Annotated in this window: 19 protein-coding genes and 1 riboswitch; of the genes, 12 read left to right on the forward strand and 7 right to left on the reverse strand. The window is 71.9% G+C overall.

Annotated features, from left to right (window positions below; translation table 11 throughout):
• The first annotated feature begins 12 nt into the window (after positions 1–12).
• From ACFYP0_RS01470 to ACFYP0_RS01490, 5 genes are all read left to right on the forward strand, one after another.
• On the forward strand, positions 13–1,224 hold the full coding sequence (locus ACFYP0_RS01470; RefSeq protein WP_356976498.1) for a cytochrome P450: 1,212 nt from the start codon (positions 13–15) through the stop codon (positions 1,222–1,224).
• A gap of 7 nt (positions 1,225–1,231) precedes the next feature.
• Positions 1,232–2,227: an alpha/beta hydrolase gene (locus ACFYP0_RS01475; protein ID WP_356976496.1), complete on the forward strand. Its 996-nt coding sequence runs from the start codon at positions 1,232–1,234 to the stop codon at positions 2,225–2,227.
• Positions 2,220–3,323 carry an alpha-hydroxy acid oxidase gene (locus ACFYP0_RS01480; RefSeq protein WP_356976494.1) on the forward strand — a complete coding sequence of 368 codons (1,104 nt, stop codon included), beginning with the start codon at positions 2,220–2,222 and terminating at the stop codon, positions 3,321–3,323. Before ACFYP0_RS01475 ends, ACFYP0_RS01480 begins: the two co-directional genes overlap by 8 nt.
• A 3-nt stretch (positions 3,324–3,326) precedes the next feature.
• On the forward strand, positions 3,327–4,661 hold the full coding sequence (locus tag ACFYP0_RS01485) for an aminotransferase-like domain-containing protein (RefSeq protein WP_356976492.1): 1,335 nt from the start codon (positions 3,327–3,329) through the stop codon (positions 4,659–4,661).
• A 67-nt stretch (positions 4,662–4,728) separates the two neighbouring features.
• Entirely contained in the window at positions 4,729–4,989 is a 261-nt protein-coding gene (locus ACFYP0_RS01490; protein ID WP_091397680.1) for a hypothetical protein, read from the forward strand.
• Between the two features lie 142 nt (positions 4,990–5,131).
• Here the strand turns inward: ACFYP0_RS01490 and ACFYP0_RS01495 are convergent, their stop codons facing one another.
• From ACFYP0_RS01495 to ACFYP0_RS01505, 3 genes are all read right to left on the reverse strand, one after another.
• Positions 5,132–6,568, reverse strand: coding sequence for a glycine hydroxymethyltransferase (locus tag ACFYP0_RS01495; RefSeq protein WP_124858885.1), 1,437 nt, complete (start codon positions 6,566–6,568; stop codon positions 5,132–5,134).
• Between the two features lie 19 nt (positions 6,569–6,587).
• Positions 6,588–6,677: riboswitch (ZMP/ZTP riboswitch) on the reverse strand.
• A 466-nt stretch (positions 6,678–7,143) separates the two neighbouring features.
• Positions 7,144–8,013: an NAD(P)H-hydrate dehydratase gene (locus ACFYP0_RS01500; protein ID WP_356976489.1), complete on the reverse strand. Its 870-nt coding sequence runs from the start codon at positions 8,011–8,013 to the stop codon at positions 7,144–7,146.
• Positions 7,997–8,728 (reverse strand): histidine phosphatase family protein, encoded by a 732-nt coding sequence (locus ACFYP0_RS01505; RefSeq protein WP_356976487.1) that lies wholly within the window; start codon positions 8,726–8,728, stop codon positions 7,997–7,999. The genes ACFYP0_RS01500 and ACFYP0_RS01505 overlap by 17 nt, the downstream gene beginning before the upstream one ends.
• Before the next feature lie 124 nt (positions 8,729–8,852).
• Between ACFYP0_RS01505 and ACFYP0_RS01510 the strand changes: the two genes are divergently transcribed.
• Both ACFYP0_RS01510 and ACFYP0_RS01515 read left to right on the forward strand, forming a co-directional pair.
• The gene (locus tag ACFYP0_RS01510; protein ID WP_124854500.1) at positions 8,853–9,179 is read left to right on the forward strand and encodes a hypothetical protein; all 327 of its coding nucleotides are present in this window, start codon (positions 8,853–8,855) and stop codon (positions 9,177–9,179) included.
• Between the two features lie 101 nt (positions 9,180–9,280).
• Positions 9,281–10,252, forward strand: a complete 972-nt coding sequence (locus ACFYP0_RS01515; RefSeq protein WP_356976485.1) for a DNA polymerase domain-containing protein — start codon at positions 9,281–9,283, stop codon at positions 10,250–10,252.
• Positions 10,253–10,261: 9 nt separating this feature from the next.
• Here the strand turns inward: ACFYP0_RS01515 and ACFYP0_RS01520 are convergent, their stop codons facing one another.
• The gene (locus ACFYP0_RS01520; RefSeq protein WP_124854498.1) at positions 10,262–10,768 is read right to left on the reverse strand and encodes an Lrp/AsnC family transcriptional regulator; all 507 of its coding nucleotides are present in this window, start codon (positions 10,766–10,768) and stop codon (positions 10,262–10,264) included.
• A 105-nt stretch (positions 10,769–10,873) separates the two neighbouring features.
• Between ACFYP0_RS01520 and pdhA the strand changes: the two genes are divergently transcribed.
• The 4 genes from pdhA (at position 10,874) to ACFYP0_RS01540 (ending at position 16,277) form a co-directional block, all read left to right on the forward strand.
• Positions 10,874–12,040 (forward strand): pyruvate dehydrogenase (acetyl-transferring) E1 component subunit alpha, encoded by a 1,167-nt coding sequence (gene pdhA / locus ACFYP0_RS01525; RefSeq protein WP_386993925.1) that lies wholly within the window; start codon positions 10,874–10,876, stop codon positions 12,038–12,040.
• Positions 12,037–13,041: an alpha-ketoacid dehydrogenase subunit beta gene (locus ACFYP0_RS01530; protein WP_181539337.1), complete on the forward strand. Its 1,005-nt coding sequence runs from the start codon at positions 12,037–12,039 to the stop codon at positions 13,039–13,041. Before pdhA ends, ACFYP0_RS01530 begins: the two co-directional genes overlap by 4 nt.
• Positions 13,038–14,381, forward strand: a complete 1,344-nt coding sequence (locus ACFYP0_RS01535) for a dihydrolipoamide acetyltransferase family protein (RefSeq protein WP_386993927.1) — start codon at positions 13,038–13,040, stop codon at positions 14,379–14,381. Before ACFYP0_RS01530 ends, ACFYP0_RS01535 begins: the two co-directional genes overlap by 4 nt.
• Before the next feature lie 216 nt (positions 14,382–14,597).
• Entirely contained in the window at positions 14,598–16,277 is a 1,680-nt protein-coding gene (locus tag ACFYP0_RS01540; RefSeq protein WP_355496604.1) for a right-handed parallel beta-helix repeat-containing protein, read from the forward strand.
• Positions 16,278–16,395: 118 nt separating this feature from the next.
• Here the strand turns inward: ACFYP0_RS01540 and ACFYP0_RS01545 are convergent, their stop codons facing one another.
• Positions 16,396–18,495, reverse strand: coding sequence for a PQQ-dependent sugar dehydrogenase (locus tag ACFYP0_RS01545; protein WP_356976483.1), 2,100 nt, complete (start codon positions 18,493–18,495; stop codon positions 16,396–16,398).
• A gap of 23 nt (positions 18,496–18,518) precedes the next feature.
• Positions 18,519–19,484: a sugar phosphate isomerase/epimerase family protein gene (locus ACFYP0_RS01550; protein WP_356976481.1), complete on the reverse strand. Its 966-nt coding sequence runs from the start codon at positions 19,482–19,484 to the stop codon at positions 18,519–18,521.
• Between the two features lie 689 nt (positions 19,485–20,173).
• On the opposite strand from ACFYP0_RS01550, the gene ACFYP0_RS01555 reads away from it, so the two are divergent.
• Positions 20,174–21,442, forward strand: coding sequence for a L,D-transpeptidase (locus tag ACFYP0_RS01555; RefSeq protein ID WP_356976479.1), 1,269 nt, complete (start codon positions 20,174–20,176; stop codon positions 21,440–21,442).
• A 69-nt stretch (positions 21,443–21,511) separates the two neighbouring features.
• On the opposite strand, the gene ACFYP0_RS01560 is transcribed toward ACFYP0_RS01555, so the two are convergent.
• Entirely contained in the window at positions 21,512–22,528 is a 1,017-nt protein-coding gene (locus tag ACFYP0_RS01560) for an SMP-30/gluconolactonase/LRE family protein (RefSeq protein ID WP_356976477.1), read from the reverse strand.
• Positions 22,529–22,673 lie beyond the last annotated feature (145 nt).

Genomic DNA, 22,673 nt, shown 5'->3' on the forward strand with positions numbered 1-22,673 from the left:
GAGGAGTTGGCCGTGGACGTGGACGAGATACTCACCGGCCTGTACAGCGAGGAGGGCAGACAGGACCCGTACCCGTGGTACGCGGACCTGCACCGGCTCGGCCCGATCAGCGCGGTGCCGGCGCGCGCCGAGCACCGGACGGTGGCCGCCGTCGCGGTCGGCTACGACCTCGTCGACGGGTTGCTGCGCGATCCGGAGTGGACGAAACAGCCGCCGCCGGGCTGGGAGGAGCAGGACATCCTGCGGACCTTCCAGACCTCGATGATGTTCGTCAACCCGCCCGATCACACCCGGATGCGGCACGTCTTCTCCCGCACCTTCACGCCGCGCCGCCTCGGCGCGCTGGAACCGGTGATTCTGCGGGTGGTCGACGAGCTGCTGGACCGGATGGCGGACGCCGGGGAGGGCGTTGTCGACTTCGTGGCCGACTTCGCGTACCCGATCCCGGCCCTGGTGATGGCCGAGTTCATCGGCATCCCGGCCGCCGAGTTGCCGTGGTACCGCCAGCGGGTGGAGTGGATCGACGAGTTCCTGGACGTGGCGGGGAAGACCCCGCAGCGGCTGGCCGCGGCCAACACCGCCGCGCGGGAGTTGCGGGCCTTCTACCGGGAGCTGCTCGGGCACCGCCGCCGGGTGCCCGGAGACGACCTGCTCAGCGCGTTGGTCGAGGCGCTCGACTCCGGGGAGGTGGAGCTGACCGAGGAGGAGTTGGTCAGCAACCTGATCGTGCTGTTCAACGCCAGCTTCGTCACCACCGTCTACATGTTCAGCAACGGGCTGCCGTTGCTGCTGGCCCACCCGCAGACGGTCGCGGCGCTGCCCACCGACGCCACGCTGGCGCAGGGCTGCGTCGACGAGGTGCTGCGGATGGCGAGCCCGGTGCACTTCCTGGCCCGCGCCGCGCCGGCCGACACCGTGCTGCACGGCGTGCCGGTCGCCACCGACGACAACGTGCTGATCATGATCGGGGCGGCCAACCGCGATCCGGACCGCTTCCCGGCCCCGGACACCTTCGACCCGACCCGTCCCGGCCCGCCGTCGCTGGCCTTCGGGGTGGGTCTGCACTTCTGCCTCGGTGCGGCGGTGTCGCGGTTGGAGGGTCGCCTCGCGCTGCCCCGGCTGTTCGCCAGGTTCCCCGCGCTGACGGTCACCGAGGCACCGACGTACAGCGGCAGCCTGTTCCTGCGCGGGATCGACAAGCTGCTCGTCAGCACCGGTGGATAGGAGCGACATGGCAGTGCACCCGGAGGTGGCCGCGTACCGGGCGGCTCGTGCCGCGGCCGGCACCCCGCCGCTGTACGCACAGACCCTCTCCGAGGCGCGCGCCGCGGATCTGGCCGCGATCCGCGCCGGCAGCGGCGCGGTCGAGCCGGTGACCGAGGTACGCGACGAGCGGCTCCCCGGCCCCGCCGGGGAACTGCCGCTGCGGGTGTACCGACCGGCCGGGCCGGGTCCGCTGCCCACCCTGCTGTACTTCTTCGGCGGCGGCTGGACGCTCGGCAGCATCGACACCGCCGACGGCATCTGCCGGCGGCTGGCCAACGCCGTGCCCTGTCAGGTGATCACCGTCGGCTACCGCCTCGCCCCGGAGCACCCCTTCCCGGCGGCGGTGCACGACTGCCACGCCGCCACCTCGTGGATCGCCCGGCACGCCGACGAGCTGGGCGTCGACCCGACCCGGCTGGCGGTCGGTGGGGACAGCGCCGGCGGGAACCTCGCCGCCGCGGTCACCCTGCTCAGCCGTACGGACGGGCCGCCGCTCGCCGCGCAGCTGCTGGTCTACCCGAACACCGACCAGAGCGGCGAACCGGCCGGGGACGACGACCCGGCGCTGTTCAACCGCCGTTCGGTCGCCTGGTACCGGACGCACTACCTGGCCGACCCGGCGCACGCGAAGGATCCGCTGGCCTCGCCGCTGCTCGCCGACGACCTGTCCGGGTTGCCGCCGGCGCTGGTGATCACCGCCGACCTGGATCCTCTGTGCGCCGAGGGGCAGCGGTACGCCGAGCGGCTGCGCGACGCTGGTGTGTCCACCCGGGTGGAGCACTACCCGGGCATGATCCACGGGTTCTTCGCCATGCCTGGCACCTTCACCGACGGTCGGCGCGCGCAGGAAAGCGCTGCGGCCTTCCTCCGCGACCGCTTCGGGCTGCCGGCCGGGCCGGGCGGGGTGGACGAGTCGGCCGAGCCGGATGCCGCGACGGGCCCGGGGTCGGGCGATGGGTGAGCGGGTGTCGGCCGACCTGCCGGCCGTGTCGCTCACCGACTACGCCGAGCTGGCCCGGGCCGTGCTGCCGCCGGACGTGTGGGACTACCTGGCCGGCGGCAGTGCCTCCGAGGTGACCCTCGCCGCGAACCGTCGCGCACTGGACCGGGTCGCGGTGCTGCCCCGGGTGCTGCGCGGAGTGGACACCGTCGACCTCGGCACCCACCTGCTCGGCCGCCGGTACGCCATGCCGGTCGGGGTGGCGCCGATGGCGTACCAGCGGTTGGTGCACCCGGACGGAGAGCTGGGTCTGGCGGCGGCGGCCGGCGCGGCCGGAATCCCGTACCTGGCCAGCACGCTGGGCAGCACCCCCATCGAACAGGTCACCGGGGCGGGCGCGGACGTCTGGTTCCAGCTCTACTGGCTGCGCGACCGGGCGCTCGTCCGCGACCTGCTGGACCGGGTCGTCGCGGCCGGCTGCCGCGCGCTGGTGGTCACAGTGGACGTCCCGGTGCTCGGCCGACGTCCCCGGGACCTGCGCAACGCGTTCCGGCTGCCGGCCGAGGTGGTCGCCGCGAACCTTCCCGACGGTCGTGACGCGCTGGCGCACTCCGGTGCCCCCGGGGTGTCCGCGATCGCCGCGCACACCGCCGCGTCGTTCGCGCCGGCGCTGCGCTGGGCGGACCTGGCGTGGCTGCGCGAGCAGGTCGACCTACCGCTGGTGGTCAAAGGGCTGTTGGACCCGCGCGACGCGACCGAGGCGGTACGGGTCGGCGCGGACGCGGTGGTCGTCTCCAACCACGGCGGGCGGCAACTGGACGGCTCACCGGCGAGCGTCACCATGCTGCCGGAGGTCGTCGACGCGGTCGGGGGCGACTGCCAGGTGCTGCTGGACAGCGGCATCCGGTGCGGCACCGACGTGCTGCGGGCGCTGGCGTTGGGTGCGGCCGGGGTGCTGGTCGGCCGGCCGCTGCTCTGGGCGCTGGCCGCCGGTGGCGAACCGGCCGCCCGCGACGCGTTGGGGCTGCTCGTCGCCGAGTTGACCGACGCGCTCACCCTGGCCGGCTGCGCCGACGTGGTGGCGGCCGGCGAGCTGCGCACCCTCGGGGTGGGGTGAGGGGTGAGCGCCGCCGAACCGGTCGACCTGACCGTCGCCGATCTGCACCCCGCGCTGGGCGATCCGGCGCTGACCTCGATGAACTTCCTCAACGAGGTGTCCGAGCGCTATCCGGCGGCGGTGTCCCTCGCGGCCGGCCGGCCGTACGAGGAGTTCTTCGACCTCGCGGCGGTGCACCGCCACCTGGACACCTTCCACCGGCACCTCGTCGACGACCTGGGGCACCGACCTGAGCAGGCCCGGCGGCTGCTGCTCCAGTACGGCCGGACCAAGGGCATCGTGCACCACCTGATCGCCCGAAACCTCGCGGTCGACGAGGGGATCACCGTCGACCCGGAGGACGTGGTGGTGACCGTCGGCTGCCAGGAGGCCATGTTCCTGGTGCTGCGGGCGTTGCGGGCCGGGCCGGCGGACGTGCTGCTCGCGGTCGCCCCGACCTACGTCGGGCTGACCGGGGCGGCCCGGCTGGTGGACCTGCCGGTGTGGCCGGTCGCCGGTGGGTCGGCCGGGGTCGACCTCACCGACCTGGCAGCCCAGGTGCAGCGGGCCCGGGCGGCGGGGCTGCGGCCGCGCGCCTGCTACCTGATGCCGGATTTCGCCAACCCCTCCGGTCTCAGCATCGACACCGCACACCGGCAACGGTTGCTGGACCTGGCCGTGCACGAGGACCTGCTGCTGCTGGAGGACAACCCGTACGGTCTGTTCCACAGCGACGACGGGCCGCGCCCGCCCACCCTGAAGGCGTTGGACACCGGCCGGCGGGTCGTCTACCTCGGCTCGTTCGCCAAGACCGTGCTCCCCGGCGCGCGGGTCGGGTACGTCGTCGCCGACCAGCGGGTCGCCGGCCCGGGCGGTCGGGTCGGCCCGCTCGCCGACCAACTCGCCATGATCAAGAGCATGGTCACTGTGAACACGTCGCCCATCGCGCAGGCGGTGATCGGGGGCCGGCTGCTGGAGCACGGATGCAGCCTGGTGGCCGCGAACACCCGGGAGCGGTCCGCGTACACCCGGAATCTGCGCCACCTGGTGGCCGGCCTCGCCCGGCGCTTCCCGGCTCTGCCGGACCAGCCGGACCGGCCCGCGGTGCGTTGGACGGTGCCGGCTGGTGGGTTCTTCGTGGTGGTGACCGTGCCGTTCCCGGTCGATGACGCGCTGCTGGACCGCTCGGGGCGCGACTACGGGGTGCTGTGGACGCCGATGGCGCACTTCTACGACGACACCGCGCCGGTGCGCGCGTTGCGGTTGTCGGTCAGCGCGGTCACACCGGAGCAGATCGACGTCGGGCTGGATCGCCTCGCGGCGCTGATCACCGACGAGGTGACTCGCCGGGCGGGTTGACACACCGCGTTCATCGGATGGCAATGCGCGATGACCCGCGTACCGCCGTCCTGGTTGGACGGTCATAATAAGCCGCATGGTTGCCTGGGAGTACGCCCTGCTCGTCCGTCGCTATCAGGGACAGGGCCGCAATTTTCACGTCTCGTTCGTCTGGTACGCGCCGGACGGGTCACGCAAGGACATCACCGCCTACGGCGACACCGCCATCGCGCACCTCAACCGCGCCGGCCGGGAGGGGTGGGAGTTGGTCTCCGCCGCCGAGGACGTCAACAACGTCCAGGGCAGCACCGAAGTCCATCGCTACCACCTGAAGCGCCCGATGGCCTGAGGGGCACCGGCCTGCGACGGCCCCGCCGCCGCGGCACTCATCTCAGTGAGCGATGTACCTCTGGGGCATAACTATGACTCAGAGGTACATCGCTGGTTGGAGCAAGTGCCACGGGCGACGTTGCCGTCAGTGGCGGCGCCGCTCAGCTCAGGTCGATGCCGGGGTAGAGCGGGTACGTGGCCAGCAGGTCGGTGGCCTGGCGGGCGATCTTGTCGGCCAGGCCGGCGTCCAGCGTGTACTTCGCCTTCGACGGGGTGCCGTCGGCGTTGGCACCGGCGGTGGTCTGGGTCAGCACGGTGTGGATCAGCTCGGCGGTCTGGTCCATCTCGGCGGTGCCCAGGCCCCGCGTGGTGAGCGCCGGGGTGCCGATCCGGATGCCGGAGGTGTACCAGGCGCCGTTCGGGTCCTGCGGGACCGAGTTGCGGTTGGTCACGATGCCCGAGTCGAGGAGGGCCTGCTCGGCCTGCCGGCCGGTGAGCCCGTAGCCGGACACGTCGATCAGCACCAGGTGGTTGTCGGTGCCACCGGTGACGAGCTTCGCGCCCCGACGCAACAGCCCTTCGGCGAGGGCCTGCGAGTTGTCCACGATCCGCTGGGCGTAGTCGGCGAAGTCGGGCCGGCGGGCCTCGGCGAGCGCGACCGCCTTGGCGGCCATCACGTGCGGCAGCGGCCCGCCGAGCACCATCGGGCAGCCCCGGTCCACCTGGTCGGCCAGCTCCGGCTGGCAGAGCACCATGCCGCCGCGCGGGCCGCGCAGCGACTTGTGCGTGGTGGTCGTGACGATGTGCGCGTGCGGCACCGGGTCGAAGTCGCCGGTGAACACCTTGCCGGCCACCAGGCCCGCGAAGTGCGCCATGTCGACCATGAAGGTCGCGCCGACCGAGTCGGCGATCTCGCGCAGGATCCGGAAGTTCACCTTCCGGGGGTACGCCGAGTAGCCGCCCACCAGGATCAGCGGCTTGAACTCGCGGGCGGCCTCGGCCACCCGGTCGTAGTCGATCAGGCCGGTCGCCGGGTCGGTGCCGTAGCTGCGCTGGTCGAACATCTTGCCGGAGATGTTCGGCCGGAAACCGTGGGTGAGGTGGCCGCCGGCGTCCAGCGACATGCCGAGCATCCGCTGGTTGCCCAGCTCGCGGCGCAGCGCGAACCAGTCGGCCTCGGTGAGGTCGTTGACCTGGCGGACCTGGGCCTTCTTCAGGGCGGGGGACTCCACCCGGTCGGCCAGCACCGCCCAGAAGGCGACCAGGTTGGCGTCGATGCCCGAGTGCGGCTGCGCGTACGCGTGCGCGGCGCCGAACAGCTCCCGGGCGTGCTCGGCGGCGAGCGCCTCGACGGTGTCGACGTTCTGGCAGCCGGCGTAGAAGCGACGGCCGACGGTGCCCTCGGCGTACTTGTCACTGAACCAGTTGCCCATGGCCAGCAGGGTCGCCGGGGAGGCGTAGTTCTCACTGGCGATCAGCTTGAGCGACTCCCGCTGGTCGGTCAGCTCGGCGCCGATGGCGTCGGCGACCCGCGGCTCGACAGCCCGGATCACCTCAAGGGCACTCCGGAATGCGGTGGACTCGGCGTTGCGGGACATGTGACCTCCAACAGACGTGCGGGAAGGCCCAGGCGCTCGGCAAACGTCCACGTGACGAGGCCGCTCCCCGATGGTTCTCCATCCCCACGCGCCAGTAACGGCCCGGGAGGATCCTACCGGGCCGGAACCGGCCGTTCGGGCCGCCCTCCGGGAGGCGACCCCGCCGACGTGATTGGGCGATGCGTCGCGGGGCACACGGTAGGTGACCACCGCGCCGTCACGGGTGCGGCCAGGGTTCGCACAGAAGGAGTCGAGAACATCACCACACCTACCGATCAACAAGGTGCAGACCGCGGCCGGCAAGATCATTCCGGACCGGCTCAAGTCCGAGCAGCACCGCCGGATAGCCGAACCAGGCTGCTAACCCCCTGGCCCCCCGCCACCCCTCCTCCCGCGATCTTGCACTTTCTGTCGCGACAAAACCGCACGAGACGTCGCTAATCAGCAACAGAAAGTGCAAGATCGCGGGGCGGGGTGGGGCGGGGTGGGGCGGGGCGGGGCGGGGCGGGTTGAAAAGTCTCGGCTGGTGAGGTTCCGGTACCCCGACGCCGAATGCGGAAACAGGTGAAACCGCCTCAGACCATCGCCAGGGTGCGGGGGATCTCGTCGAGCAACTCCCGAGCCAGAAAGCCGATCCGGCCGTAGCGGGGAATCAGCCGCTGGCCGCTCACCGAGTGCGCGAACGAGCCCCAGCAGGCCGCCTGCGCAGGGTCGGCACCCCGCGACAGCAGCCCCGCCAGCAACCCGGCGAGCACATCCCCGCTGCCGGAGGTGCCCAGCCCGGCGTCGCCGCTCTCCTCCCGCCAACCCCGCCCGTCCGGGGCGGCGACGTGTCCGTACAGCGACACGACCGCCTCGTACCGCGCGGCCAACTCGGCCGCCTCGGCGTCCAGGTCGTCGCCCTGCTCCCGCCCGAGCAGGTGCCCGGCCTCGGTGACGTTGGGGGTGAGCACCACGGGCCGACCCGACCCGACCAGCAGGTCCGGTGCGTGGCTGAGCGCACCGAGGGCGTACGCGTCGAGCACCAGCGAGGTGTCCGGTCGGGCCGCCTCCAGGACCAGGCTCAGCAGGCGGTTGGTTTCGTCGATCGCCTTCAGGCCGGGGCCGACCGCCACCACGTCGGCCCGCGTGACCAGGTCGCCGAGCTGGCCGTCCCGGTCGGCGGCCACCGCGCCGTCGGCGGTCTCCGGCAGACCGATCACCAGCGCCTCGGGCACCTGGATGCTCAGCGCCGCCGCGGTGGACTCGGCGGCGGCGAGCTGAAGCACTCCGGCACCGGCGCGCAACGCCGCCACCCCGGCGAGCAGCACCGCGCCCGGCGTGAAGCGCGAACCGCCGACCACCAGCACGGTGCCCCGGCTCTCCTTTCCACCGACCGGCACCGGCAGCGCCCAGTCCCGCAGCAACGTCGGGGTGATCACCTTCACCTCAGACCGGCTCGGCATGGATCTCGTCCTCCCTGGTCGGCTGGGCGCCCTGCTGACGCAGGTGCGCGACATCGTTGAAGGCGGTGAGGGCCAGACGGTCTTCGCCGTCCGCCGACCACTCGGTGATCGAACAGTTGGCGATGACGTCCTGCCGGGTGAGCGCCATCAGCTCGTCCTCGGTCAATCCCTCCACCAGATAGCGAAGCAGGAAGACCAGCGCGTCGTGGCCGAAGAGCAGCACCCGGCAAGCCTCGTGGTCGCGGCGCAGGTCGCCCAGCAGCGTCCGCAGCCGCAACGCCACGTCCGTCCAGGACTCCCCACCCGGCGGCCGGTAGTAGAACTTGCCCAACCGCTCCCGGCGGTCGGCCTCGTCCGGGTACCGCCGGCGCACCCCGTGCCCGGTCAGCCCGTCGAGGATGCCCAGCTCCCGGTCGCGCAGCCGCTCGTCGCGGTGGACGGGAATGTCGGTGCCGTCCAGCGCCAGCCGCGAGGTCTGCACCGCGCGCAGGTACGGCGAGACCACGGCCACGTCCGGGCGCTTCGCGTCCGGCAGCTCGGCCAGCCAGCGGCCGGTCGCCCGAGCCTGCTCCTCGCCGGTCGCGGAGAGCGGCACGTCGGCGTCGCGGTGGGTGAGGTCGATCAGTTCCGCGCCCGACGCCTCGGCGTGCGTCGCCGCGACGTTCGCGGTGCTCTCGCCGTGCCGAACGATCCAGAGGGTTGCCAGTTCCGCCATGCGGCCCCCCTACCCGGGCGCCGCCGACGGTAACCGTGTCCGGTCGTCGCTGTCGGTTTCAGGGCAGCGCCGCGATCTGGTGATGCGAAACAATGTGCGCCGGACAGCCGACGGGGGGTCGACAATGACTGTCTTGCGAGGTCTGCGGGAAGCGGTGCTGTTGTTCGTGGTGGTCGGGGCGCTGGTCGCAGTCGCGGCAATGATCTGGGTGGCGGTCGGTGGCGGTGACTACGCCGGTCGGCTGGGCATCGGGTTGGTTGTGGTGGGCGGGCTCATCGGCATGACGGGCGACCTGACGCTGAGTCGAATCGGGATGCTCGGCCCGCGCGCAATCTTCGGTGCCGCTCCGGAGCGGGAGACGGCCGGCGGTGGGCGCGTGCTCACCGGGGTCGGCATCTTCCTTTTCGTCGGGCTGCCACTGGTCGTGGTCGGCGTGCTGCTGCTCACCTGACCGAGCGCGTCATCGCTGCCGTCGAAGGCCAGCTCCGTCGGCGCCGCGCCAGTGTCCGCTCGGTGGCCGTACGGCGCGCTTGTGCGTCGTACCCTCAGGGCGTGGCCACGGTGGCGGAGGAGATCCAGGTGGGGGAGCGGTTGGTCCGCGTCTCCAGCCCCGACAAGCCGTACTTTCCCGAGCGTGGGCTGACCAAGCTGGACGTGGTCCGCTACTTCCTGGCGGTGGGTGACGGCATCCTGCGGGCGCTGCGGGACCGGCCGACCATGCTGGAACGCTGGCCGCGCGGTGTCTTCGAGGGCGCGACGATCGCCACCCGGCAGACCAACCGGGGCGACGCGTTCTACCAGAAGCGGCTGCCGGCCGGCGCGCCCGAGTGGGTGCGGACCGCGCACATCACCTTCCCCAGTGGCCGTACCGCCGACGAGGTCGCGCCGAGTGAGCTGGCCGTCGTCATCTGGGCTGCCAACCTGGGCACCCTGCGGTTCCACCCGTGGCCGGTCACCGCCGCCGACGTGGAACGCCCCGACCAGCTGCGCATCGACCTGGACCCGATGCCCGGCGTGGGCTTCGAGCAGGTGGTGCCGGTGGCGCACGAGGTGCGGGCGTTCCTCGCCGAGCTGGGCATGACCGGCTACCCGAAGACCACTGGCGGTCGGGGGCTGCACGTCTACCTGTCGATCGAGCCGCGGTGGAGCTTCGGTGACTGCCGTCGGGCGGTGCTCGCGCTGGGCCGGGAGATGCAGCGCCGCCTGCCGAACGTGGTCACCACCACCTGGTGGCGCGAGCAACGGGATCGCCCGGTCTTCGTCGACTACAACCAGATGGCCCGCGACCACACGGTGACCTCGGCGTACTCGATCCGGCCGACGCCGGCCGCGCTGGTCTCCGCGCCGCTGGACTGGTCGGAGCTGGACCAGGTCCGTCCGGAGGACTTCGACGTGCTCAGCATGCCGGCCCGGTTCGCCGAGCGCGGCGACCCGCACGCCGGCCTGGACGGTGACCGGCACTCGCTGGAACCACTGCTGGAGCTGGCCGACCGCGACGGGCTGGAGGCCCCGCCGGAGCGCTGAGCCCGGCGGTCACGCCCAGGGGCTGCCAAGCCCGTCGAACTCCTCGAAGACCAGCCAGGTGCGGGTGGACAGCACCCCGGGAATGCTCTGCACCCGGCCCAGCACCACGTCGCGCAGCGCGGCGTTGTCCGGGGCGCGCACCAGCGCGAGCACGTCGTGGTCACCGCCGAGCAGCGCGGCGTGCTCGATGTAGCGCACCCGGGCCAGCTCGGCCGACACCTCCCGCCAGGTGTTCTGCTCGATGGTCAGGGCGATGTACGCCGAGGTGCCCAGCCCGGCCGCCTCGGGCGCCACCTGGGCCCGGAACCCGGTGATCACCCCGTCGCGCAGCAACCGCTCCACCCGCGCGTACGCGTTGGTGCGGGAGATGTGGATCCGTTCGGCGAGGGTGCGCACCGACGTCCGACCGTCGCGGACCAGCTCGTCGAGGATCCGCCGGTCGACCTCGTCCAGGGCTCGGGCCGATCGTCCCGATCCCGCGCCCCGGCTCGCTTCGTCGGCGGTCTCCTGGCTCACTGATGGGTCCTCCGCATGCCAACCGTCCCGCCTTCTGTGTCGATCTTGAGTCAATCATCCACAAGCGGAAGCATAGGCTCACCACACGTCCCAGGAGGTTCCGCCGTGACGACCACTCCCCAGGCGGTCCGCAGGGCATCCCCGCGCACCCGTCGAACGGTCACCCCGCCCGACCCGGCGCGCTCGTTGCTGCCAGACGCCGAGCCGGTCCGCCTGCTCGCCGAGAACGGCACGCCGCTGCCCGCCCGCTCCGACTACCCCGAACCACCCGCCGAGGTGCTACGCGAGCTGTACCGCCGGATGGTGCTCGGCCGCCGCTTCGACACCCAGGCGACCGCCCTGACCAAGCAGGGCCGGCTCGCCGTCTACCCGTCCTCGCGGGGCCAGGAGGCGTGCCAGGTCGGCGCGGTCCTCGCGGTCCGCGACACCGACTGGGTCTTCCCCACGTACCGCGAGTCGATGGCGCTGGTTGCCCGAGGCATCGACCCGGTCGAGGTGCTCACCCTGCTGCGTGGCGACTGGCACTGCGGCTACGACCCGACCGAGGTACGCACCGCACCGCAGTGCACCCCCCTCGCCACCCAGTGCGTGCACGCCGCCGGGCTGGCGCACGGCGAGGCGTACCAGGGTCGCGACACCGTGGCGCTGGCCTTCATCGGCGACGGCGCCACCAGCGAGGGCGACTTCCACGAGGGGATCAACTTCGCCGCCGTGTTCAAGGCGCCGGTGGTCTACTTCGTCCAGAACAACAAGTACGCGATCAGCGTCCCGCTGTCGCGGCAGACCGCCGCGCCGTCGCTGGCCTACAAGGGCGTCGGCTACGGCGTACCCAGCGAGCAGGTCGACGGCAACGACCCGGTCGCGGTGCTCGCCGTGCTCACCCGCGCGGTCGCCCACGCCCGGGCCGGCAAGGGGCCCTTCCTGGTCGAGGCGCACACCTACCGGATGGAGCCGCACACCAACGCCGACGACGCCACTCGCTACCGCGACGGCGCCGAGGTCGACGCCTGGCGCGACCGGGACCCGGTCGCCCGGTTGGAGACCTACCTGCGCGCCCGCGGCGTGCTCGACGACGCGGCGATCGCCGAGATCGCCGAGCAGGCCGAGGCGTACGCGGCAGAGCTGCGGACCCGGATGAACGAGCAGCCCACGGTCGACCCCCTGAGCCTCTTCGACCACGTCTACGCCGAGCCCACCCCGCAACTGATCGAACAGCGTGAGCAGGTCCGCGCCGAGCTGGCCGCCGCCCACGCCGAGGAGGGTGACGCCTGATGGCCACCACCATGGCGAAGGCGCTCAACACGGCGCTCGCCGACGCGCTCGCCGCCGACGACCGGGTCGTCGTGTTCGGTGAGGACGTCGGCGCGCTCGGCGGCGTCTTCCGGATCACCGACGGCCTCCAGGCCCGCTTCGGCGAGAACCGCTGCTTCGACACCCCCCTCGCCGAGGCCGGCATCGTCGGCTTCGCCGTAGGCATGGCCATGTCCGGCCTGCGCCCGGTGGTCGAGATGCAGTTCGACGCGTTCGCGTACCCGGCGTTCGAGCAGATCGCCTCGCACGTGGCGAAGCTGCGCAACCGCACCCGGGGCGCGCTGAGCGTGCCGATCGTCATCCGCGTGCCGTACGCGGGCGGGATCGGCGGAGTCGAGCACCACTGCGACTCGTCCGAGGCGTACTACGCGCACACCCCCGGACTGAAGGTGGTCACCCCGGCGACCGTCGACGACGCGTACTCGCTGCTGCGCGAGGCGATCGAGGACCCCGACCCGGTGGTCTTCATGGAGCCCAAGAAGCTCTACTTCGCCAGCGCCGAGGCGTCTCTGCCGACCCGCAACGAGCCGTTCGGTCGGGCCGTCGTGCGCCGGCCCGGACGCGACGCCACGCTGGTGGCGTACGGGCCGGCGGTGCCGGTCGCGTTGGAGGCCGCCGAGGCCGCCCGGGAGGAGGGGTGGGACCTGGAGGTCGTCGACGTGCGCACCATCGTGCCGTTCGACGACGAGACCATCACCGCCTCGGTTCGGCGTACCGGCCGGTGCGTGGTGATCCAGGAGGCGCCCGGGTTCGCGGGCGTCGGCGCGGAGATCGCCGCCCGGGTGCAGGAGCGCTGCTTCCACGCGCTGCACGCCCCGGTGCTGCGGGTCGCCGGACTGGACATCCCGTACCCGGCGCCGATGCTGGAGCACACCCACCTGCCCGGCGTGGACCGGGTGCTCGACGCGGTGGCCCGCCTCCAGTGGGACGACCAGCCGGACGCGCGTTGGGCGGCGGCATGACCACCGTCGAACGCACGCAGGTCTTCCTCCTGCCCGACCTGGGTGAGGGGCTGAGCGAGGCCGAGATCGTCGAGTGGCGGGTCGCCGTGGGTGACGTGGTCACCGTCGACCAGAGCGTGGTCGAGGTGGAGACCGCCAAGGCCGTCGTCGACGTGCCCTGCCCGTACGCCGGGCGGGTGGTCACCCTGCACGGCGCGGCCGGTGAGGTACGCCCGGTCGGCCAGCCGTTGATCACCATCGCGCCGCTGGACGGGGGCGACGAGCCCGCCGGGCACGCCACCTACCGCGAGGAGGAGCGCGCCGGCTCCGGCAACGTGCTGATCGGGTACGGCACCGGCCACGGCACCGCCACCCGCCGTCGGCGCCGGCCCCGCCTGGCAGTGGCCCCCGAACCGGCCGACGCCGGCCCGACCGGCACGGGTGCCGGTGCCGCGTCCAGCGACCCGGCACCGCCGACCGCCGCCCTGGTCATCTCGCCGATCGTGCGGCGGCTCGCCCGCGAGCACGGCGTCGACCTCGACACGGTGCGGGGCACCGGACCCGGGGGCGTGATCCGCCGCGCCGACGTGGAGGCCGCGCTGACCGCGCCCGCCGCCCGGCTCGCCGCCGTGCCGGACCCGCAGGTCGGATCGGCCCCGGTCGGTGACGGTGACGTGATCGTCCCGCTGACCGGCGTCCGCAAGGTGATCGCCGACAAGCTCTCCCGCAGCCGGCGGGAGATCCCGGAGGTGACCATCTGGGTCGACGTGGACGCCACCGGGCTGCTGGAGACCCGCGCCGCGATCAACGCCGCGACGCCCGACGCGCCGGTGAGCATCCTGGCCCTGCTGGCCCGGATCTGCCTCAGCGGGCTGCGCCGGTTCCCGCAGCTCAACGCCCGGGTCGACACCGAGGCGCAGCGCATCGTCCAGTCCGCCGGGGTGCACCTCGGCATCGCCGCGCAGACCGACCGGGGGCTCCTGGTGCCGGTGCTGCGCGACGCCCAGCGGCTCACCACCGCCGAGCTGGCCGCCGAACTGGCGGCGACCACCGCCGCCGCGCGGGCCGGCAGCCTGCCCCCGGCCCGGCTGACCGGTGGCACCTTCACGCTGAACAACTACGGGGTGTTCGGCGTCGACGGTTCCACGCCGATCATCAACCACCCCGAGGCGGCACTGCTCGGGGTGGGGCGGATCGTGGACAAGCCGTGGGTGGTCGACGGGCAGCTCGCCGTCCGCAAGGTGACCCAGCTCAGCCTCACCTTCGACCACCGGGTCTGCGACGGTGGGGTGGCCGGCGGCTTCCTGCGGCACGTCGCCGACTGCGTGGAGCGCCCGGCGCTGCTGATCGCCGCCGTCTGACGCGTACCCCCTCGGCCCCGGCGCTGCCCGTGCGGCGCCGGGGCCGGCGCACGTCCGGGGCTTCCCGGCGGTGTCATCGGGCCGGGGTTTCCCGGCGGTGTCATCGGGCCAGGGTTTCCCGGCGGTGTCATCGGGCCGGGGTTTCCCGGCGGCCTCACCGGGAAGTCGGCCCCGCCGGAGCGCACCGAACGCGTTGAAGGGAGCCCGCCCGTGGCCGTGGCGAACGAGCTGCTACTGAACTCAGTCCGGGTACGACGGCCCGCCTCGGCCGGCGCGCCGCTGTACTGCGACGCGCTGGAGTACGGGCTGACCGGTGACGGCGCGACCAACGACCAGCCGGCGTTGGCCGCCCTCGTGGACCGCCTCGGCGCCGGGTACGCCTCGGACGGACGGGCCCGGGTCATCTACTGCCCGCCGGGCATCTACTCGATCCGGGACGCGGGCACGGTGTGGCGCAGCGGTGTGTCACTGATCGGGGCCGGCCCGGCGGCGACCCGGTTCATGCTCAGCAACGAGGGAAACCGGGCCGACCCCACCCCGTTGGCCTTCTGGACCACGGTGCAGCACGGCGCCGACCGGGACCGGCACATCGCCGACTGCACCTTCTCCGACTTTCAGATCGACGGCTCCGGCGTCGCCATGGCCGAGTACAACTACCTGGCCAAGGGCCTCGGCCTCCAGTACGTGGTGCGGGGCGTCTTCCGCAACCTCTACATCCACCACACCGCGGCCACCGGGCTGGGCTGCGACTTCCTCCAGGACTCCCTGATCGACGGCGTGGTGGTGGTCGGCTGTGGCCGCCTGGACAACGGCGAGCAGATGGGCGGCGCCGGCATCGGGATCGGCATCGGCGGCTGGGGAGCGGTGGAGCGGCTGACCATCGCCAACTGCACCGCCCTGGCCAACGGCACCAACGGGATCTTCCTGGAGCTGCAGAAGGACTACTGGGAACCGCCCCGCGGTTACCGCATCGTCGGCTGCCACAGTCAGGGCAACCGGTTCGGCATCTCCGACTGGGGTGCCGACGGTCTGATCGTCTCGGCCTGCACGATGACCGGCAACCTGGAGGCCGGCTTCGACGTGTCGTCGCAGGGCACCTCGTCCGTGGCCGGCCGGGGTGGGCTGCTCACCGACTGCGTCATCGACGGCAACCTGCGCGACGGGGTCAGCATCGGCAACAGCCCTGGCCCGTACACCGTCCGGGGCAACCGGATCAGCGGCAACGGCCGGCACGGTTACCACTCGCACGACCTCAGGCGCGGCTACCGGGGCTCGATCCGGGACGTGGTGATCGAGAGCAACGAGTTCTGGGGCAACGGCCTCGACGCGATCCGCATCGACCACCAGATGACCGACGCGGTGCTGCTCAACAACCGGATCCGCAACAACGGACGGCAGTACGGCGAGGGCACCGGCGGTACCGGCGACGCCGTCCACTACAGCGAGCGGTGCCTGGTGGACCGGTCGGCCAACTGGCCGCACGACGGGCACCGGGGCAAGGTCCTGCGGGTCGGGAAGGCCGTGGCCACGGTGGCCTCCAACACCGGCGACGAACTCACCCTCGCCCCGGTCCGCCCGGACGCGTTCAGCGCGTGGAGTGGGGACGTGCCACCGCCGGGATGCGGATACGAACTGGACGCCGCACCGAAGCTGCGGGCCGGCATCACCATCGACGCGCCGTTCGACTCGGCCACCATCCGGGGTAACCGGCTCTGGGACAACCACGAGAACCCGACCCAGACGCACGGGCTGTGGATCACCGAACGGGGCAGTTGCGTGGACTGCCGGGTCGAGGACAACGACCTGGCCGGCAATGCCGACGAGGGGATGCGACTGGACACCCCGCCGGTGGGCGGACGGTGGCGGGACAACCACGTGGACAGCGACTGGAGTTGACCGGCCACTGGCCGTCGTCGGGACGCCCCGGCGATGGTGCCGGCGAGAACGTGGAGCTGAACGACGTGCGGCGGCGGCCGGAGTGATCCGGCCGCCGCCACTGTCGTGGTTGAACTGATCAGCCGGCCAGACCCGCCACCGGGGTCGGGTCCAGCACCACCGTCGCCGAAGCGGACTGCGGGGGTACGCCCGGGTCGGTCGGGGCGTCGGTGTACTCCGCGACGAACACGGCGGTCAGGTTGTCCGCGCCGCTGTGCCCACCGTCCAGGAAGGTGGGAATGGTCCCGGAACAGCCCGTCGAGGTGGAGAGCGGGTGCCCGTGCTCATCGTGCCCGAGCACGTAGGTGACCTTCACCCGGGAGCAGTCCACCGGCAGGTCGTCGGTGACCTTCACCTCGTACGCGACCGTCTGCCCGAACTGGAACGGCTGCCCGGCCTCCGGGGCGACGAACTCGATGATCGGCGCGGTCGGCCCGACCACCAGCGGCAGGGTTGCCGAAGCGGACCGTCCGGTGCGGTCGGTGACCTTCAGCGTCGGCGTGTACGAACCGTTCTCCGGGAACGTCCAGCTCGCGTTCGGAGCGGTGCTGTCCACCGAGCCGTCCGCGTTGAAGTCCCACGCGTAGCTGAGCTTGTCACCGTCCGGGTCGGTCGTGCCGGCGCTGGAGAACGCGACGGTCAGCGGGGCCTGCCCGACGGTCGGGGTGCCACTGATCTTCGGGATCGGCGTCCGGTTGCCCCGCACGAAGTCGATCCGGGACAGCTGCGCGTCCGGGTTCTCGGCGAAGTAACCGTCGCCGTACTCCAGGACGTAGAGCGCGCCGTCCGGGCCGAACTCCATGTCCATCGGGTTGTCCACCACCAGCGACGGCACCACCGGGCGGATGTCGTTGACGTCGCCGTCCTCGTCGAGGCGGAACTCCTTGATGTAGTCCCGGGTCCACTCGTAGAACAGCGGCACCCCGTCGTAGTAGGCCGGCCAGCGGGTACGCGACGTGCTGGTCCCGTCGTACTCGTACGCCGGGCCACCCATCGGGCCGATCCCGCCGCTGCCCAGCTGCGGGAACTCACCCGACGCGGCCGAGGGGTACCAGACCTCCGGCTGCTCGACCGGCGGCAGCTGCCGCTTGCCGGTGTTGTGCGGCGAGTCGTTGACCGGGCGCTTGCAGTTGAACTTGGCGCCGGACTCGCCGGTGGCGAAGTCGTAGTCGCGGTAGGCGATCGTCGGCGTCACACAGTACGGCCAGCCGTAGTTCGCCGGCTTGTCGATGCGCATCCACCGACCGTGCCCGGCCGGCCCGCGCTCCGGGTTCGGGTTGGAGGCGTCCGGGGAGTAGTCACCCAGGTACACGTCGTCGGTACGCCGGTCGACGGCGAACCGGAACGCGTTGCGCAGCCCCATCGCGTAGATCTCCGGGCGGGTCTGCGCCGTGCCGGGCTTGAACAGGTTGCCGGCCGGCACCGTGTAACCACCGCCGGCCTTCACCTTGATGCGCAGCAGCTTGCCGCGCAGGTCGTTGGTGTTGGCCGAGGTGCGCTGGGCGTCGTACGCCGGGTTGCGGTCGGCCCGCTCGTCGATCGGGATGTAGCCGTCCGAGGCGAACGGGTTGGTGTCGTCACCGGTCGACAGGTACAGGTTGCCCTTGCTGTCGAAGTCGATCTGGCCGCCGACGTGGCAGCAGATGCCCCGGTCGGTGGGCACGTCGATGATCTGCTGCTCGCTGGCGAGGTTCAGCCTCATCCCGTCCAGCTTGAACCGGGACAGCCGCAGCGCGCCCTTGAACCGCTGCCAGTCCGCCTCGGTGCCGGTCTCCGGCGCGTCCCCCTCGTTGACGCCGGGAGTCGCCGGGTCGTCCACCGGAGTGTCCATCGGCGGCGAGTAGTACAGGTACACCCACTTGTTCTGGGCGAAGTTCGGGTCGATGGCGACGCCCTGCAACCCCTCCTCGTCGTGCTCGTACACCGGAATGTCGGCGGCGAGGGTGTTCAGCCCGGTACGCGGGTCGTGGATGCGGACCTCACCGGTGCGGGAGGTGTGCAGCACCCGCAGGTCGGGCAGGACGGCGAGGCTCATCGGCTCGCCCGGGAAGTCGTTCAGTGTCACTTTCTGGAAGCTGCTGTCCGGCGGCGCGGCCGGCGCTGCGGACGCTGCCGACGGTGGTACGGCCAGACCGGCCGTCACCAGCAGCAGGGCGGACGCGAATGCGGTCCTGTTCATCAGGTGAGTCCCCCGGGGTTGTTTCAGTACCGAAGTGAAGCGAGATAGTCGAAGCCGACGCGAGCGGTGTCCAGGGCGTCGGCGGGGGAGCGCGGCGCGGTACCCGCGTCGTCACGCTCCACGATGTACTCCTCGATGCCGGCCTCCCGCTCGTGGGCGAAGATGCGGCCGAAATCGATGACACCGTCGCCGAGGTCCGCGAAACCACCCTCGACGTCGAGGTCCTTGACGTGCACCTGTCGGATCCGACCGCGGTTGGCCCGGATCACGTCGACCGGGTCGTGAGCGCCCCGCCAGGTCCAGTAGAGGTCGAGCTCGAAGTGGACCAGCCGGGAATCGGTCTGCGAGCTGAGGATGTCGAACCCGGTCGAGCCGCCGGTCAGCGGCACGAACTCGAGCTGGTGGTTGTGGTAGCCGAAGTCCAGCCCCGCGCGTTCGGCGAGCCGACCCGCGCGGTTCAGGTCCCGGGCCAGGGCCCGGTAGACGGCGGGGTCCCGGATCGGCTGACCGCTCGCGTCCCGACCGAAGTACGGGTGAACGATCTTCTTACAGCCCACCACGTTGGCGTCGGCGAGAGCCTGCTCCCACATGGCGGCGTCGAACGGCTGCGGGATGCCGACGTGCCCGGAGGTGGAACGCAGCCCGGCCTCGTCGAGCGCGGCCCGGAACTGTGCGGCGGTGCGTCCGACGAAACCGGCGTGCTCCACTCGCCGGTAGCCGATGCGGCGCAGCGCGTCCAGGGTGCCGGGGAGGTCGGCGGCGAGCTGATCACGCAGCGTGTAGAGCTGGATGCTGATCCGGTCCACCGGCACCCGGCGGCGGCCCTGGGCCTGCCCGGTGGAAGCGGCGGGCGCGGCGACGGCCGGGCCGCCGAGCAGACCGGCGGCACCGACAGCGGCCGCGGAGACGGTCGCGGCGCGCAGCACTCCACGCCGGCTGACCGGCTCGGACGCCGGCGTCGGCCCCGGTCGGTTGAGTTGTTGATCCATGGTGGTGGTCCCTTCCTGACGGCTGGTACGCCGTCGGCGGCGGTCGACCTGACTGCCGTCCGCCGGGCGCGCCGAACTGGCCGGAGGCGGGCTCCGGCTGGACGGTGAGGGACGGCGCGGGTGCGGCCCGGACCCATCGGGAGCGGAACGCGGCGACCCGGCAGAGGTGGCGGCAAGTTGATCGACGAATGGGCAACCCTCTATCTAGATCGAGACCTTACTCTTGCCTCCGGACGAAGGCAAAGCTTTGTCGCGTTCGCCGGAAGTTTCGCTTCAGCTGACAAAAGTCTGCCCACGAGGTGCGACACCGGACCTGACCTTCTACTTCCCGCACCTCCACGCCGTGTGAGCCGCCCGGCCCGGTTCGCCACGGCGCCTGATCCACTCGGGCTCCTGGAAGTCGCGGTATCAGGGCGACCGGGATGCCGCGACTCCCTTGAGGCCGAGTCGATCATGAAGCGGGGGCACCCCCAGATGCCGCCACCCTTCCATTCGGACAGTCGACGTCGCGTCGCTCAAGCGGAGCAAAACGCATGACACGGGTCCGTTGGACCACTGTTCCGGCCAAGCGGAGCATTGTCGGAAAATGCGTCGATAAATGCGCCGGCGATTATTTCCGAATGCCGCGAATGGACCCCGCAAGCGGGCAAGAATATGGCGGAGGGAAGTCGAAACGGGGGGACTGAAACATGACGTCTAGGCGGCGATTGACGCTGTTGGCGGTAACCATCGCAGCCGCACCACTCGTCCTGGGTGCGTGCACCGCCGACCGGGGATCGGCGACCGGCTCGGCCAAGAAGCACGCCGCCCCACCGGAACTCGCTGTGACGCCGGGGGACAAGGCCCGGGACGTCCCGGTCAGTGCCGAGGTGGGCGCCGTGGTCAAGGGCGGGCGGGTCACCGGCGTACGCCTCACCGACGACAAGGGCAAGCAGGTCAACGCCGAGCCGCGCGAGGACGGCTCCGGCTGGGTGCCGAGCGCCCCGCTGCAACCACGACGGACCTACACCGCCGAGGTGACCGCGACCGGTGACTCCGGTGCCACCACCACCCGCACCACCACCTTCACGACCATGGCCAAATCGACCAAGCCGCAGATCACCAGCACACTCTATTTCAACGGCAATCGGACGTACGGCACGGCGATGCCGGTAACGGTGGCGTTCGACCCAGGAATTCCGAAAGAGGCCAGGGCGGATGTTCAGCGGCGGTTGTTCGTAAAGACCAATCCACCCCAACCGGGCACCTGGTCGTGGCTTGAGGACGGGAGTCAGGTCTATTACCGCGCCCCCGATTTCTGGAAGCCGGGGACCACCATCAGTGTCCGGGCCGGTCTGGAGGGCCTGCCGATCGGAAAGAAGCTGGTCGGCGACGCCGAGCGGACCGCGACCTCCAAGATCGGACGGCAGGTCTCGCTGGAGATCGACAACGCCACCAAGCAGATGACCGTGCTGCGCGACGGCAAGCAGGTCCGCCGGATCCCGGTCAGCCTGGGTAAGCCGAGCACGCCGAGTTCCAGCGGCAAGATGGTGATCATGGAGAAGCACGAACGGGTCACCTTCGACACCCGGGGTGAGCCGGACGGCGGCTACGTGGTCGACGTCGACGACGCCCAGCGCTACACCTGGGGCGGCGAGTTCATCCACTCCGCCCCCTGGTCGGAGGGGGACCAGGGGAACACCAACGTCTCGCACGGTTGCGCGAACGTCTCCGCCACCGCAGCCGACTGGTTGATGGGGGTGACGCAGGTTGGTGACCTGGTCACCGTCAAGGGCACCGAGGTGGAGCTACAGCCGGGCAACGGCTGGACCGCGTGGAACGTGAGCTGGGACGAGTTCGCCCGGGGCAGCGCCCTGCCGGTGCCGCCCGGGCTCAAGCCCGCACCGGTCGCCCCGGCACACCCGGGCGCGGTGGCCGGCGGATCGCCCGCACCGGCGCCCTCGGTCAGCGGCCGCTGAGACGCCACTGACGGCAGGACAGGGTCGGCCCGCCACCACGGCGACCGGCCCTGTCGCCGCACGTGGCCGTCACCCCAGGGGTACGCGGGCTATCCCGGACCCGGTGAGGCTGCCCAGCCAGAGGTGGTTGCCGTGCTGGCGTACCCCGGTGATCATCGAGTAGTGCCCGTTCGGACCGTGCAGCGTCCGGCGGACCGTTCCCGCGTCGTCGACCAGCGCGACCAGCCCGTAGCGGCGTGGCTGCGGCTGCATCGCGTCGGGCAGCAGGGCGGCGATCTGGCGCAGCCGCGGATGGGGCAGCAGCCGTTCGGCGATCGGCACCCGGGGGCTGGGCAGCGCGATCCAGTACGTCCCGTCGCCCACCGAGGCGAGATTGTCCGGGTACGCGGGCAGGTCGGCGAGGACCCGCACCCCGCCGCTGAGCTCGACCCGGAGCAGGCGGTGGGTGCTGGTCTCCACCAGCATCAGCGCCGACTCGTCCGGGGTCAGCGCGATTCCGTTGGGGAAGTACAGCCCGTCGGTCACCACCTCGGTGCGGCCGCTGCCCGGATGGTGAGCCAGCACCCGACCGTTGGGACGGTGCTCCAGCAGGTCCTGCTTCCAGTGCGAGACCGGAAACCGGTCGGAGCTGTCGGTGAAGTAGATGGTGCCGTCACGGCCCACCGTCGCGTTGTTGGCCAGGTGGACCGGGGGTGCCGTTCCGGTCAGTTCGCGTACCGCGCCGTCGGGGGTGACCCGCAGCAATCCGCGGTACGCGTCGCAGACCACCAGGGCCTCGCCGGACGGGTCCAGCTCGATGCCGAGCGGACGGCCCCCGGTCTCGGCCAGCAGTTGGGGTGGGGTGCCGGCCAGCGCGTCGACCGGCCACCACCAGAGCCGGCCGTCCTCGTCGCCACTGATCACCCGCCCGGAGCGGTCGACCAGCACGTCCTCGGGGCCGACGGCACCCGTGGGGAGGGGTAGCAACTCGGCCTCGTCGAGCCGGTGGTCGGTGGGTGCCCATGGCCCGGCCAGCGGCGGAGGGCTGGTCGCCGGCTCGCGGACGGGGCGGATCAGCCGGGGCGGCCGGGGCCGGGGGATCAGCATCGACCTATTCTCCACCCGAATGCCGGCAGACCCCCGCGTTCCGAGCCCGCGCGGCGTGCCGGGTGGACCCCTGACTCCACCCCGAGAGGGAGGTGGGGCGCCTCGGGGTATGCCCCTGGGCGTACCCGGAATCACTCCGTGGAGG

The organism is Micromonospora arida, assembly GCF_042873195.1.
In the GTDB taxonomy this organism is placed as follows: Bacteria; Actinomycetota; Actinomycetes; order Mycobacteriales; family Micromonosporaceae; genus Micromonospora; species Micromonospora arida.

Bases quoted from the DNA above. Each gene is read 5' to 3' on its own strand.
- ACFYP0_RS01475 (WP_356976496.1), top strand. From the start codon at position 1,232: ATGGCAGTGCACCCGGAGGTGGCCGCGTACCGGGCGGCTCGTGCCGCG.
- ACFYP0_RS01480 (WP_356976494.1), top strand. From the start codon at position 2,220: ATGGGTGAGCGGGTGTCGGCCGACCTGCCGGCCGTGTCGCTCACCGAC.
- ACFYP0_RS01495 (WP_124858885.1), bottom strand. From the start codon at position 6,568: ATGTCCCGCAACGCCGAGTCCACCGCATTCCGGAGTGCCCTTGAGGTG.
- ACFYP0_RS01500 (WP_356976489.1), bottom strand. From the start codon at position 8,013: ATGCCGAGCCGGTCTGAGGTGAAGGTGATCACCCCGACGTTGCTGCGG.
- ACFYP0_RS01505 (WP_356976487.1), bottom strand. From the start codon at position 8,728: ATGGCGGAACTGGCAACCCTCTGGATCGTTCGGCACGGCGAGAGCACC.
- ACFYP0_RS01510 (WP_124854500.1), top strand. From the start codon at position 8,853: ATGACTGTCTTGCGAGGTCTGCGGGAAGCGGTGCTGTTGTTCGTGGTG.
- ACFYP0_RS01535 (WP_386993927.1), top strand. From the start codon at position 13,038: ATGACCACCGTCGAACGCACGCAGGTCTTCCTCCTGCCCGACCTGGGT.
- ACFYP0_RS01545 (WP_356976483.1), bottom strand. From the start codon at position 18,495: ATGAACAGGACCGCATTCGCGTCCGCCCTGCTGCTGGTGACGGCCGGT.
- ACFYP0_RS01550 (WP_356976481.1), bottom strand. From the start codon at position 19,484: ATGGATCAACAACTCAACCGACCGGGGCCGACGCCGGCGTCCGAGCCG.
- ACFYP0_RS01555 (WP_356976479.1), top strand. From the start codon at position 20,174: ATGACGTCTAGGCGGCGATTGACGCTGTTGGCGGTAACCATCGCAGCC.
- ACFYP0_RS01560 (WP_356976477.1), bottom strand. From the start codon at position 22,528: ATGCTGATCCCCCGGCCCCGGCCGCCCCGGCTGATCCGCCCCGTCCGC.